At 69.3% G+C, this 14,131-nt stretch carries 10 protein-coding genes; 7 read left to right on the top strand and 3 right to left on the bottom strand.

Going from position 1 to position 14,131, the window contains the following annotated elements; all coding sequences use genetic code 11:
- Positions 1–163 precede the first annotated feature (163 nt).
- Positions 164–847 (bottom strand): signal peptidase I, encoded by a 684-nt coding sequence (gene lepB, locus OG214_RS27875; protein ID WP_405986295.1) that lies wholly within the window; start codon positions 845–847, stop codon positions 164–166.
- Between the two features lie 367 nt (positions 848–1,214).
- Between lepB and OG214_RS27870 the strand changes: the two genes are divergently transcribed.
- Together OG214_RS27870 and OG214_RS27865 are read left to right on the top strand one after the other, a co-directional pair.
- Complete coding sequence (locus OG214_RS27870) at positions 1,215–6,278, top strand: LamG-like jellyroll fold domain-containing protein (RefSeq protein WP_405986294.1); 5,064 nt, start codon at positions 1,215–1,217, stop codon at positions 6,276–6,278.
- 18 nt (positions 6,279–6,296) lie between these two features.
- On the top strand, positions 6,297–6,956 hold the full coding sequence (locus OG214_RS27865; protein WP_405986293.1) for a hypothetical protein: 660 nt from the start codon (positions 6,297–6,299) through the stop codon (positions 6,954–6,956).
- Positions 6,957–7,159: 203 nt separating this feature from the next.
- Here OG214_RS27865 and glnA read toward each other — a convergent pair whose 3' ends face one another.
- Together glnA and OG214_RS27855 are read right to left on the bottom strand one after the other, a co-directional pair.
- Complete coding sequence (gene glnA, locus OG214_RS27860; protein ID WP_363080272.1) at positions 7,160–8,521, bottom strand: type I glutamate--ammonia ligase; 1,362 nt, start codon at positions 8,519–8,521, stop codon at positions 7,160–7,162.
- 300 nt (positions 8,522–8,821) lie between these two features.
- Positions 8,822–9,421 (bottom strand): MarR family winged helix-turn-helix transcriptional regulator, encoded by a 600-nt coding sequence (locus OG214_RS27855; RefSeq protein WP_405986292.1) that lies wholly within the window; start codon positions 9,419–9,421, stop codon positions 8,822–8,824.
- A 165-nt stretch (positions 9,422–9,586) separates the two neighbouring features.
- Here OG214_RS27855 and OG214_RS27850 point away from each other — a divergent pair, with 165 nt between their 5' ends.
- From OG214_RS27850 to OG214_RS27830, 5 genes are all read left to right on the top strand, one after another.
- Entirely contained in the window at positions 9,587–9,952 is a 366-nt protein-coding gene (locus tag OG214_RS27850; protein WP_383033153.1) for a hypothetical protein, read from the top strand.
- 136 nt (positions 9,953–10,088) lie between these two features.
- Positions 10,089–10,736 carry a DUF3105 domain-containing protein gene (locus OG214_RS27845; RefSeq protein ID WP_363080269.1) on the top strand — a complete coding sequence of 216 codons (648 nt, stop codon included), beginning with the start codon at positions 10,089–10,091 and terminating at the stop codon, positions 10,734–10,736.
- Positions 10,733–11,503, top strand: a complete 771-nt coding sequence (locus OG214_RS27840) for a DUF305 domain-containing protein (RefSeq protein WP_405986291.1) — start codon at positions 10,733–10,735, stop codon at positions 11,501–11,503. The genes OG214_RS27845 and OG214_RS27840 overlap by 4 nt, the downstream gene beginning before the upstream one ends.
- 254 nt (positions 11,504–11,757) lie before the next feature.
- Positions 11,758–12,204: a CBS domain-containing protein gene (locus tag OG214_RS27835; RefSeq protein WP_363080267.1), complete on the top strand. Its 447-nt coding sequence runs from the start codon at positions 11,758–11,760 to the stop codon at positions 12,202–12,204.
- A gap of 122 nt (positions 12,205–12,326) precedes the next feature.
- Positions 12,327–14,090 (top strand): NAD+ synthase, encoded by a 1,764-nt coding sequence (locus OG214_RS27830; RefSeq protein ID WP_405986290.1) that lies wholly within the window; start codon positions 12,327–12,329, stop codon positions 14,088–14,090.
- Positions 14,091–14,131 lie beyond the last annotated feature (41 nt).

The raw sequence follows: 14,131 nt of genomic DNA, 5'->3' as shown, positions 1-14,131 counted from the left end.
GACCGACTCTGTGCGGCCAACCCGAGGATTCGAGCCTAGGCCCTGCCGACCGGGAGGGCGGCGCGCGGGAGGGATGAGTCCCGGACGGCGGCGCAGATGCTGACGGGTCCCGCCGGGCTCCCGGTGGGGTCCCGGCGAGCTTGCGGTGCGGCTCCAGGTGGGCTCACCGCCAGGCGGACTCCGTCCGGCGCCCGCGCAGCATGTACCCCGCCACCAGACAACCGGCACCGCCCAGGCCGAGCACCACCCCGGTCAGGCTCCCCACACCGAGCGCCACGGGGGCGGCGGCGCTGTCGAGCACGCGGGCGCTCACCGCGCCCAGGGACACCGTGCCGGACTGCTCGGATGTGAAGTACCGGGAGTCCAGCGAGTTCGCGCGGTTGTCCCCGAGCAGAAAGACCCGCCCCGGGGGCACCTTCACGTCGTACCGCTCGCCTCCCCGGCCGGGGTCGCCGCCCTTCACATAGGACTCCCGCACCGGCGTTCCATTGACCGTCAGCTTCGTCCCGTCGAAGGCGACACGGTCCCCGCCGACACCGACCACGCGCTGAAGCCCGCTGCCCACCCAGCTTCCGCTTCCGCCCACCACCTCGCCGCCCTCGGCGTCCGGCATCCGGAAGGCCACCACGTCCCCGCGCCGCACGTCCCCGCCGTCGGCCTCCGCCAGCTTCTCCAGGAAGAGCCGGTCCCCCGGGGTGTACGTGGGCTCCATCGCCGGCCCCGCCTCCACGGCCGTCGTATAACCGTCCCGCAGAACGAGCCCGGCTCCGACAGCCGCCGCGACACCGACGACCCCCAATATCCAGCCCGCGACCCTCAACCCGCGCCCGCGCCCCGCCCGCCCCATGATGTGTCCTCTCCCTGGTCTCGCAGCCCGATGACGATAGCCGAGGAACAGAGAGGCCCAGGACGGTCGACGGACCGGGCTGCCGCGGCTTCCGCGCCCCGGATCCGCGATGAGGACAGCGATGTGATGGCACCGTAAACGCGTTGTGATTGACCTTTACAAATGTAATGATCATGCCGAGTTCCGGGGGGAGGGGGAGATTTCGTCCTGGCCGCGCTTGGATTCGCGCGGGCTTGGCGCACAGATCTGTCCACAGCTGCGTCCGCCTTCTTCCGGAGTGCTTTTCGAAGCGGACCAGGAATGGTGGATCGTGCAGATGAGAATTCCTGTAAGACCCTGTCGGCCCCGTCGGGGACCGGCCAGGCTGGTGACGGCGACGGTGCTCGTCGCGGCCCTGTCGACGGTGATGTCGACCGCCCATGCAGTGCCCACGGCGACGCGGAACGCGACCGCGGATGAGCAGCAGCCGCCCGGTCAACCCGTCAAGGGCGAGTTGGCGCACTTCGATTTCGAGTACAGCCAACCGGATTTCACCGATAGCGCCCTGGGACTGGAGGGCGGTGCGGTCGCCACTCACCACAACGGCATCTATGCCGGTGAGAGGACCGACAACGAGGTGATCTGGGGCGATCTCGCCTCCGGCGGCCGTACGTTGCGGCTGGACGGTGTGGATGACTACCTCTCCGTTCCGGTGCGGTTGCCCACGGACCAGTCGTTCACCGTGTCGACCTGGCTGCGGTCGGAGAAGGCCGGTCAGGCGGCCACAGTGATCTCCGAGCCGGGGAGCCAGGTCCCCGGCTTCGCGCTGAAGGTGAACGCGGACGGCAAGCCCTCGTTCGGGATGCCGAAGACCGATTCCGCCACGGCTGTCTGGGACACCGTCACCGGTACCGCGCCCGTGGCCAATCCCGCGAACGGGTCCGCGGCCGGAAATGACTGGACCCATCTGACCGGAGTCTTCGACGCGGGGGCGGGAGAGATCCGGCTGTACGTGAACGGCGCCAGGGTGGCCGTCGCTCCCCATGCCCCGGGCTGGAAGGCCACGGCCGACGTCGAAGTGGGCCGGGGGTTGGCGGCCGGACAGCCCGGTGGCTACTTCGCCGGCCGGATGGATGAGGTCAGGATATGGAACCGGGCACTGCCGGACCTTGAGGCGTCCAATACCGCCATCTCGGCCGACCAGGCCCGCGCCGACCGCTGCGAGAGCGGCAACTGGCTGCATGCCGGAGGGCCGAAGGTGAAGGCGGCAGCCGCCCAGGGTCTGACCGGACCGGCGGTCAACGCCCGCCTGGCGGTGTACACCTGGGGCTTCGGCGCACTGGACACCGCCCGCAGGGACGACCACAACGACCAGCTGGCAGCCCGCAACGCCCAAGTGGCCCGGGAAACGGCCTGGGCCGCGATCACCACCCCGTTCGCCGTCCACAACGACGAGTACACCACCTTCCTGCACGCACCCGAGTACGGGAAGTCGATGCGGGACTTCCTCCTCGACGACGCGGCGAAGAACTTCGACGGCCCACCACTGCCGAAACCGTCCCAGGCCGCCCTCGACCGTGCGATCGCCATCCTCAAGGAGCGACAGGAGGAGACCAAGAACGAGCCTTGGGGCGGCGTCTACGGTTTCTACATGTCCGAGGACGACCTGAGGAAGATGTCGTCCTACGAGATCGCCCGCTTCATCCGCCTGGGCGGACTTCCGTCCGCGAGCCCCGAGAAGGACTCGCTCGAGTTCCGGATGGAGGTCGAGGAACTCAAGACCCAGTGGGCCGGCTGCGCCACGTCCGACCCGTTCGACCCGCTCAAGCAGTTCGGTGACGTCGTGGAGACCGCGGACGCCGAGTGGCAGGCGGAGCAGGCGTCCCAGACCAAGCAGCGCGGCGACCTGGTGGCCGCCGAGATCCAGTCGTACAAGGATCTGCGCACCGCCTCGAACGCCATGATCGAGGCGCAAGGACAGGCGTATATCGTCAGCCGGATGCTCGTCTTCCAGAAGTACTGGCAGGGCAAGCCGAAGACCGAGCCCGGCTACCCGAAGGCAACCGTATTCACCCAGGCCACCACCGCCATCACCAATGCCAAGAAGGCGATCAGCGCTCAGCTGACGATCGCTCAACAGGCGGCGGCCTCGGCGAAGACGCAGTCCGACAGGGCCGCCGCCGCGCAGGACGAGGCCGGGAAGATCGCACTGGCCAATGGCACTCCGTACGGCCGGGGCCTCACCTACGCCCAGCAGTCGGCACAGGTGGCCAAGGCATCGGCCCTGGCCGCGCAGTCCTCGGCCAAGGCCGTGGAGGCCACACTGAGCGCGGTATCCGCCACGGCGGCCGACAGCAAGGCGCTCTACGCACTCGGCGACACCCAGTCCCACGCCACGCAGACCGCGTTCCAGCGCGCCGCCGCCGAGGAGGCCGCCGCGCAGGCGAAGGCCGCTGCCGACGCTGCCGCGCTTCAGGCCACACAGGCCGCGGAGAACGCGACGAAGGCCAAGGCCGCGCGGGCCAAGGCGGAGACCGCCGAACAGACCGCGAAGACCGCGGCTGCCGACGCGAAGGCGAAGCGGGCCGTCGCGGAGGCCGAGCGGGACAAGGCCAAGATCCAGAAGGACATCGCGGCCTCCGAGCGCACCAAGGCGGCTGACGCGGAACAGCGGGCCCGGACCCAACGGGAGGCCGCCGGACGGGCGTTGAACGCGGCCCAGGCGGCCGGCACCACCGCCTCGGCCAAGAAGGAAGAGGCACTGGCGGCCGAACGCGAAGCCGAGAAGGCCCGGGACGGCGCGCTGCGGGCCGAGAGCGACCGGGACACGGCGCTGGCGAAGCAGTGGGCCCTGGAGGCCAAGGCCGACGCGGACGAGGGGACAGCCGCGGCCGAGGCATCCCGCGCCGCGGCGGTCCAGGCACGTACCGCGGCGGACCAGGCCACCACGGCTGCGGCCAACGCCCGCGCCGCCGCGAATACGGCGACCACCGCAGCGGCCAACGCCCGTGAGGCCGCGACAAAGGCCGAGGCCGCCGCCGCGCGTTCCAAGGCGGCATCCGATGCCGCCCAGCGCGATGTGGCGATCACCAACGCCGCCGTGGCCACGGCCCATTCGGCGGCGGCCGACGCGATCGCGTCGTCCGAGGCGGCGGCGCAGAACGTCCGTGCCGCCCAGGCGTTGGCCGACACGGCCAAGGCCAAGGCGGCCGAGGCCAAGGCCCACGCCGCCATCGCCCAGATCGAGGCGAAGGCGACCGCAGCCGCGGCCGTACTCACCGCCGGCCACGCCTACGCCGCAGCTCAGTCGGCCACCGCCGCACGCGATGCCGCCACCGCCGCGGCCGCCGCGGCGGACAACGCCATCTCCCTGGGTACTCCGTTCCGCGAGATCGACTCCTCGGCAGGTCTCGCCGTTCTGGTCGGCCAGACGGCGAAGACACTGGCACAGCAGCAGGCCGCGGTCGCCCAGGCCAGGGCCGACGAGGCGGCCAAGGCCGCCGCGACCGCGAAGGCTCTCGCCGCCAAGGCATCCGCCGACAACAAGGCGGCGGCCACCGCGGCGTCCCAGGCAGCGGACTCCGCCGTCAGGGCCACCGCGTCGGTCAACAAGGCGCGGGCCTCGGCGGCCGAGGCGGCAGCCGCGGTCAAGGCCACGCTGGCGGCCGAGGCCAACACCGTCGAGTACGACCGGCAGGCGACCGGGGACGCGGCCGAGGCGGCGGAAGCCGCCTCCACGGCGAGCACGTACGCGACCGATGCCCGTAACTCGGCGGACGCCGCCGAGCAGGACGCGGCATCGGCCCGTAGCGCGGCCTCCGCCGCCGAGGGCGACGCGGCCACCGCCCGCAGTGCGGCCGACCGCGCCGAAGCCGACGCCGCCGAGGCCGAGGCGGCCGCCGCCCGTGCGCAGGAAGCGGCCAGGGATGCTCAGGAAGCCGCCACCCGCACCGAGAACACAAAGGCCCGGGAAACGGTCACCACCGGCGGTGCCACCGGCATCGGGCAGGTATTCACCAAGCAGACGATCGAGCAACTGGGCGAGCCGACGCCCGAGAACGACTGCGTGCTCGACGTCGGATTCGACGGCTGCACCGTCACGTTCAAGCTCCGTTTCAACGTGACCGTCGACTTCTATCTGTGCCAGGACGCGGACGCCGACACCGACGTGACCGCGGCCACCTGCCCGGCCGACTCCATCCTCTGGCTCGGCAGCGAGAAGCACGAGAACCAGACGGCCTCCATCGACAGGTACTTCAGCCGCCTGGAGATCACTCTGATCTTCGACAAGATGTTCCTGCAGACCTTGTGGACCATCCTCACGGACGATTTCGTCCAGTGCTCCAAGGGGAGCGTCAGCGGCTGCCTCTGGGCGGCCAGCAACTTCATCCCCGGCAAGAAGATCGCCGACGCGGTCGACGCCATCCGCGCCCTCGATGTCGCGATGGCCACCGGCACAGGGGTGGGAGACGCCTACCGGGTCCTCAAGAATCTCGACCTCGACCCCCGGGTGGTCGCCACGATCGAACGAGAGGTCAACGTCCTGGAGGACGCGCTCACCGCCTGTAACGCCAATAGCTTCCCGACCGGCACGCAAGTACTGATGGCCGACGGCTCGCACAAGGCGATCAACGAGGTACGGGAGGGCGATCTGCTGCTGGCAGGCGACCCCGCGACCGGCGAACTGCGGTCGGAGGCGGTCACCGACACCTACCAGCATCCCACCGGACGTCTGATCGACATCACCCTCGCAGGCGGCTCCACACTCACCAGCACCGCAGGGCACAAGGTCTATGCGGTGGGGCGTGGCTGGACCCTCGTCTCAGACCTGCGCGCGGGTGACCGGCTGCGCGGCCCGGACGGCTCCGCCCGCGCCGTAACCGCGCTCCGTGACCGCTCGGGCCTCACCCCCCGTACGGTCTACGACCTCACGGTCGACGATCTGCACACGTTCTACGTGAGCACGGTGGGTACGCGGCCACAGGACGTACTCGTCCACAACTGCCTCAACCTCAAACTGCACGAGGGGGACCGCGGCGCCCACACCATCGAGGACCACGTCGACACCACCCCCGAGAAAGCGATCAAGAAGGCCCAGGACGAGCTGGCCAAGAATCCCAACAGTTCCGGGGTTACCGGTGTCTGGACCGATCTGGCGACCGCCCAGCGAGCCGTGGACGACGCCTTCGCGAAGTGGCTCACGGGGATGTCTCCCAAGCAGAACAAGGCCAATCAGCGCAAACTGAAGAACTGGATGGAACGCACTTCCAATAAATCGGAGAGCCCTACAGACCTGTTGCCGTTCGAAGTCACACTGGATGACACATCTTCACTCGGCACCATCTGGAAACACGACCGTACGAGCAGGGCAGCCGGAAACACGGTGGCGATCCTGCTGAAGCGGTCCGCCCACAAGCCCGGGTACATGGTCTACACCGCGTATCCGAAGTAGGAAAGGAGGGAAGATACTGTGGCGCTTCAGCGGCACGAGATCTGGGTCGACTTCGGGCTCAGCGGTCTCACCAGGTGGTTCCATCGTCTGGGGAGCACAGGAACGGCGATGGAGATCGTCGTCGGCGCCGCGGACTGGGGAGAGGGGAGCTTCGCCCCGGCCCTTCTGGAGGATGCCCTGCGTCTGCTGGAGTCACCGCTGTCGACAAGGACGCTCGACATCCTGTGGTGTGCCGCGACGGAACGGGAATACACCCCGGATCGGTGGATCGACGGCCGGCAGTGGCTTCGGCAGATCGCGGAGGCTTGCGTCGAACGGATCCGTAAGGACGATCCGTCCTTCGTCCCGGAGCCGCTGGGGCCCGCTCCGTACGAGGGCCGGAAGGACACCGTACTCGCCGAGATCCGGGCAGTCGGTCCGGCCTTGGACCAGGCCACGGCGGAACATCCCTACCAGAGCGTCCCGGACGTGGTGGCCGCTCTGGAACAGGCCGTCACCCAGGCCGACCCGGACCTGGGATTCCGGCTCTTCCTGAGGGCGATGAAGGCCTACCGGGTCCCGATCAGCGAATCCCGGTACGACCTGTACCACGCGATCGGCGAGAGCTTCGGCTACAGCGAGTTCGTCGTCGACGACGGAGATCTTGTCGTCGCGCCTTCCCCGGACCGATCACCGTGAGGCAGCACCGTTAGGCAGCACCGAGGGCGGTATCCCGGAGATCCGGGGTACCGCCTTCGGCGTGCCGTCGGATCCTCGAACAGAACCGATGGACAGCGGTCGGGGAAACAGCGGACGGCGGTCACGGCGTGTCCGAGAGCACCACCTGGTTCACGACCCGATTGAACGTCATGGCGCCTCCCCGGACTCTCAGTTGCATACGGTCAGAGCACCGGGAGGTTTTTGCGGAGTTCGAAGGCGGTGACCTCGCTGCGGTATTCCTCCCATTCCTGCTTCTTGTTGCGGAGGAAGAAATCGAAGACGTGCTCGCCCAGGGTCTGGGCGACCAGTTCGCTGCGTTCCATCAGGGAGATCGCCTCGCCGAGGTTCTGCGGGAGGGGTTCGATGCCCATCGCGCGGCGTTCGGCGTCGGAGAGGGCCCAGACGTCGTCGTCGGCGCCCGCCGGGAGTTCGTAGCCCTCTTCGATGCCCTTGAGGCCGGCGGCGAGGAGGACCGCGTAGGTGAGGTACGGGTTGGCGCCGGAGTCGATCGAGCGGACCTCGACCCGGGCGGAGCCCGTCTTGCCCGGCTTGTACATCGGGACACGGATCAGCGCCGAGCGGTTGTTGTGGCCCCAGCAGATGTACGAGGGGGCCTCGCCGCCCGAGCCGGCGGTGCGGCTGGAGCCGCCCCAGATGCGCTTGTACGAGTTGACCCACTGGTTGGTGACCGCCGAGATCTCCGCCGCGTGCTTCAGCAGACCGGCGATGAACGAGCGGCCGACCTTGGAGAGCTGGTATTCGGCGCCCGACTCGTAGAACGCGTTCCGGTCTCCCTCGAACAGGGAGAGATGGGTGTGCATACCCGAGCCCGGGTACTCCGAGAACGGCTTCGGCATAAAGGTCGCCTGCACACCCTGCTCCAGCGCGACCTGCTTCATCACCAGGCGGAACGTCATGATGTTGTCCGCCGTCGAGAGCGCGTCCGCGTACCGCAGATCGATCTCCTGCTGACCGGGCGCGCCCTCGTGGTGGCTGAACTCCACCGAGATCCCCATCGACTCCAGCATCGTGATCGCCTGGCGCCGGAAGTCCATGCCGACATTCTGCGGGGTGTGGTCGAAATAACCGGAGCTGTCGGCCGGGGTGGGCCGGGTGCCGTCGACCGGCTTCTCCTTCAGCAGGAAGAACTCGATCTCGGGGTGGGTGTAGAAGGTGAACCCCAGATCCGAGGTCTTGGCGAGCATCCTCTTGAGCACGAAGCGCGGATCCGCGAAGGACGGCGAGCCGTCGGGCATCAAGATGTCGCAGAACATACGGGCGGTACCAGGGGCCTCGGCACGCCAGGGCAGGATCTGGAAAGTACCCGGGTCTGGCTTGGCGATCATGTCGGATTCATACACACGAGCGAAGCCCTCGATCGCGGAGCCGTCGAATCCCATGCCCTCGTCGAAGGCCTGCTCCAGCTCGGCGGGCGCGACGGCGACCGACTTCAGGAAGCCGAGCACATCGGTGAACCACAGGCGTACGAAGCGGATGTCGCGCTCCTCAAGCGTGCGGAGCACGAATTCCTGCTGCTTGTCCATATTAGTTGTCCTACCCATCCTTGCTGGTCAGGCCACCTGCTCCCATGCCGCGGGGCACGTTGGGGCACACGAGCATCCCACCACACGATTTCGGGCACGTTGCGAACCCCCGTCCAACGCCCCACATCGCGCGCGTGTACGGACACCCTGCCCATAGTGCCCGTCCGAGTGCTGCCCAGGTAATAGGTGAACGCAACCCATGGTGCTGAAGTGATCCGCGGAGTGGCGCTCAGGTGGTGGCCCGGGTACTGTCCGGGTGGTGTCCGGGTGGTGTCGAAGAGCCGCTCCCGGCCTCCGGCGTCACTTGTGTGCCGGCCGGGCGTGCGTGTCCGACCAGCCCAGGGGGTACGGCTCCGAATCCTCGCCCGGGACCGCCGGCTCCCCGCCCGCCCGCGTGAACGCGGTCAGCGCGCCGACCAGGGCCGAGCGCTGCCCGGGGGTCAGCCGCGCCACGATCGCCGAGATCTCGCGGTGCCGCGCGGCCGTGACCTCCTCGACCAGTCTGCGGCCTTCCGGGGTCAGCCGCAGCATCGTCTCGCGGCGGTTGTCCGGATTGCTCTGCCGGGTCGCCAGACCGACGGCGATGAGCCGGTCGAGCATCCGCATGGCGGTCGAGGGGTTCACCCCGAGCCGCTCGGCCACCTCCACCAGTTTCGCGTCGCCATGGGTGGCGAGGACCGCGAGCAGGCGGTACTGGGGCAGGGTGACGCGTTCGACCTGTTCCGCCACGGCGGCGAGGGAGTGGGCGGACACGGTGACCAGCAGCCGGGACGCGGCCAGCACGGCGTGGGTCACGGCGTCCACGTCTACGTCGGCGTCGGCCTCGGGCACGGCGTCCACGTCTACGTCGGCATCCACATCCGTGTGCGCGTCGGCGTCCATCTCCCGGTGGTCGGCCATGACCCCTTTGTATCGCGGTATCGCGCCCGATGACCGGTTCGTACCGTCGCGGGCCCCTCGTCCAGTCGCGGAACGGCTCCTCGCTGCTGCTGACCGGGGGTGTACGCACTACGATCTGCGCCCATGGGGGGACCGCGGCGCAGCCACATACGCAGCACGCGTCCCATGGCACTGGCGAGTGCCGTGGCGACGCTGTTCGCCGCGCTCTTCATATGCCTGGGCCCCGAATCCGGTACCGGACCTGATTCCGGCTCCGGCTCCGGGCCCGGCGACAGACACGCAGGGAACCGTTCCTTCACCGCCGTGAGCCACGCCGAGGCCCGGTTCAGTTGCCCGTACGACAACGGCGACTGCGGGCTCTTCACCCATCTCAGCCCGGCCGTGCTCACCGTACCGCCGCCGGCCGCCCCACTCGCCGCCGACGTACAGCTTCCGCACCGCGAACTGCCGTACCCCACCGGCCAGGTGCCCCGCTCCGGAGCGCTCGCCCGCGCGCCGGACCTCCACGTCCTTCAAGTACTGCGGACGTAGCCGGGCCCGCACCCCGCACCGGGATCCCGATCCTCTCCATCCGCCCGTATTCCGCGGCTGTCGCCCGCGATCCGGAGTTGTCCGGAGTTGTCCGGAGTCATCCGCGTTCCGTAGTCATCCCAGAAGGACATACACCATGGCTTCCAAGTCCCAGTCCGCCGAGCGCAAGGCCCGAATAGAGGAGATGCGCCGCGCCGAGCGTGCCCGCGAGCGGCGCAGTCGCATCATCACCATCACGGCGAGCGCCGTCGTGGTCGTCGCCCTCGTCGCTTTCGGCGGCTACATCCTCAACAAGGAGTCCGACAAGAAGGAGGAGCAGCAGGCCGCGGCCAAGGCGCCCATCAAGGACGAGAAGTCCTGGGACGCCAAGAAGCTCGGGCGCAACCATGTCACCGAGGCGGTCAAGTACCCGATGACGCCGCCGGTGGGCGGTGACCACAACCAGGTGTGGATGAACTGCCAGGGCGATGTCTACAAGGACCCGATCGCGGACGTGAACGCCGTTCACTCGCTGGAGCACGGCGCGGTCTGGGTCACCTACAACGACAAGGCCTCCGACGCCGATGTGAAGACGCTCGGCGAGAAGGTCGGGAAGACCCCGTACTCGTTCATGAGCCCGCTGAAGGAGCAGACCGGCGCGATCATGCTGAGCGCGTGGGGCAAGCAGGTCACCGTGGACAGCGCGAGCGACCCGCGGGTGGACCAGTTCTTCACCAAGTACGTACAGGGCTCGCAGACCCCCGAGCCGGGCGCCGCCTGCACGGGCGGAATGGGCGCGCAGTGAGCGCGGTGACCTCCGCCGCCCGCTCGGTCACACGCACCCAGTGGGCGGCGATCACCGCGGTCGTCCTGGCGCTGCTGTTCGCCGGTACGGCGACGGTGGCGTCCGCCGGGCGTGACGGCGGGACGGGACCGGCCCCCGCCCCGGCGGCCGACTCCGCGGACGCGGGCTTCGCCCGTGACATGGCGGTCCACCATCAGCAGGCGGTGGAGATGTCCTTCATCGTGCGGGACAGCACGGACGACGAAGAGGTGCGCCGGCTGGCGTACGACATCGCCAACACCCAGGCGAACCAGCGCGGGATGCTGCTGGGCTGGCTGGACCTGTGGGGGCTGCCGAAGGTGGAGTCGGGCCAGGAGCCGATGGCCTGGATGGAGACGTCCCAGGACACGGGCGACGGCATGGACATGGGTTCCGGTTCGGGGTCCGGGTCCGGTTCCGGTTCCGGTGATCACAGCGGGATGAGCGGAATGGATCACGGGAACACCGGACACGAGGTCCATGACGGCTCGCTGATGCCCGGCATGGCCACGAAGACGGAGCTGGACCAGCTCCGTGAGGCGCGTGGCGAGCAGGCCGAGATCCTCTATCTCCAGCTGATGACCGACCACCACAAGGGCGGCGTGTCGATGGCGGAGGGCTGCGTCGAGCTGTGCGAGGTCGGCACGGAGAAGGATCTCGCCGCGGGGATGGTCGCGGCCCAGCAGTCGGAGATGGGCCTGATGGCGGACCTGCTCAAGGCCCGCGGCGCGAAGCCCCGCACCGGCTGACGGCTACCGGCTACCGGTCGGCCGCCGACTGTCGGTCGAGCTGACGGCTGACGGGGCTGGACGGTCTACGCGCGCAGGGGGCGCCGGTTCGGGAGGAACCGGCGCCCCCTGACGTGTCGGGGCTGCCGTCCCCGGCACGATCAGCGGTAGGCCGTCAGCGGTCGCGTCACCCGAACGGCTGCATGATGATGGATTTGACTCGGGGTGGAGCGGAACCTTCCTATCCGCGTCCCCATTCAGGAGGCACGATCCCCATGACCACCGCCAAAGACATCATGCACACGGGAGCCCAGTGGATCCCCGCCCACGAGACCCTTGATCGCGCCGCACAGCTCATGCGTCAGCTCAATGTGGGCGCGCTCCCCATAGCCGACCAGAACGAACGGCTGGCGGGCATACTCACGGACCGTGACATCGTCGTCGGTTGTGTGGCCATGGGCCATGACCCGGCACAGACCACGGCCGGCGAGATGGCACACGGCACACCGCGCTGGATCGAATCGAGCGCGGATGTGGACGATGTGCTGTACGAGATGCAGGGCCACCAGATCCGCCGCCTCCCGGTGATCGAGGACAAGCGTCTGGTCGGGATGATCAGCGAGGCCGATCTGGCCCAGCACCTCAGCGACGAGCAGGTCGGCGCGTGGTGCGAGCAGGTCTACGCGACCAGCGGCTCAGGCAGCCCGACGAGCTCCCGATGAGCTGAGGCGGCGGGCCCCGTCCGACTGGCGGGCCCCGTGCGACTGGCGGGCCCCGTGCGAGTGGGGTGTCCCACATCTCCCACCCCGGGACATCGCGTCAGTCAGACGATTACACTGGGCGTGTGCCTCAACTACGTCTCGCCCTGAATCAGATCGACTCGACCGTCGGCGATCTCGCCGCGAACGCCGAGGCGATCGTGCACTGGACCCGGCACGCCGCCGAGCAGGGCGCGCATGTCGTCGCCTTCCCCGAGATGATGCTGACCGGCTACCCCGTCGAGGATCTCTCGCTGCGCTCGTCCTTCGTCGAGGCGTCCCGCGCCGCCCTGCGCGCGCTCGCGGTCCGGCTCGACGAGGAGGGCTTCGGGGAGCTGCCCGTCGTCGTCGGCTACCTCGACCGTTCCGAGAAGGCCCAGCCCCGGTACGGCCAGCCCGCGGGCGCCCCGCAGAACGCCGGGGCCGTGCTGCACCGCGGCGCGGTCGTGCTGACCTTCGCCAAGCACCATCTGCCCAACTACGGCGTCTTCGACGAGTTCCGCTACTTCGTGCCGGGCGACACCCTGCCCGTCGTCCGGGTCCATGGCATCGACATCGCCCTCGCGATCTGCGAGGACCTCTGGCAGGACGGCGGCCGCGTGCCGGCCACCCGGTCCGCCGGGGCCGGGCTGCTGCTGTCCATCAACGCCTCCCCCTACGAGCGCGAGAAGGACGACACCCGTCTTGAGCTGGTGCGCAAGCGCGCCCAGGAGGCGGGCTGCACCACCGCGTATCTCGCCATGATCGGCGGCCAGGACGAGCTGGTCTTCGACGGTGACTCGATCGTGGTCGACCAGGACGGCGAAGTCGTGGCGCGCGCGCCGCAGTTCGCCGAGGGCTGTGTGGTCCTGGACCTCGATCTGCCGGCCGCCTCGCCCGAACCGCCGACCGGCACGGTGGACGACGGGCTGCGGATCGACCGGGTCGTCCTCTCCGAGGACCCGCTCCCGGCCTACGAGCCCGAGGTGGCCGGGGGCTACGCGGACCGGCTGGAGGACGACGAGGAGGTGTACTCGGCGCTGGTCGTGGGCCTGCGCGCGTATGTCGCGAAGAACGGCTTCCGTTCCGTGCTGATCGGGCTCTCCGGCGGTATCGACTCCGCGCTCGTCGCCGCCGTCGCGTGTGACGCGGTCGGCGCGCGGAACGTGTACGGCGTGGCCATGCCGTCCAAGTACTCCTCGGACCACTCCAAGGGCGACGCGGCCGAGCTGGCCCGCCGCACCGGGCTGAACTTCCGTACGATCCCGATCGAGCCGATGTTCGACGCGTATATGGGCTCGCTCGCGCTCACCGGGCTCGCGGAGGAGAACCTCCAGTCGCGGCTGCGCGGCACGATGCTGATGGCCCTCTCCAACCAGGAGGGCCAGATCGTGCTCGCGCCAGGCAACAAGTCCGAGCTGGCGGTGGGGTATTCGACGCTGTACGGCGACTCCGTCGGCGCGTACGGCCCGATCAAGGACGTCTACAAGACCTCCGTCTTCCGGCTCGCCCGGTGGCGCAACCGCGCCGCCGAGGAGCGCGGCCAGACCCCGCCGATCCCGGAGAACTCGATCTCCAAGCCGCCGAGCGCGGAGCTGCGCCCCGGCCAGGTCGACACGGACTCGCTGCCGGACTACGACGTACTGGACCGGATCCTGGAGCTGTACGTCGACCGCGACCAGGGCAAGGACGCGATCGTCGCGGCCGGTTTCGACGCCGAACTGGTCGCGCGGACGCTGCGGATGGTGGACACGGCGGAGTACAAGCGGCGCCAGTACCCGCCGGGCACCAAGATCTCGGCGAAGGGTTTCGGCAAGGACCGGCGCCTGCCGATCACGAACCGCTGGCGGGAGTCGCCTCACCGGGGCTGAGCGCGGGCCGAAGCCGTTCCGGTCCGGAGTCAGTTCGGCGA

Origin of the sequence: Streptomyces sp. NBC_00872 (assembly GCF_045161915.1) — a bacterium.
GTDB lineage: Bacteria > Actinomycetota > Actinomycetes > Streptomycetales > Streptomycetaceae > Streptomyces.
Note: the sequence above shows the minus strand (reverse complement) of the source record. Positions and strands in the feature narration are given on the sequence as shown.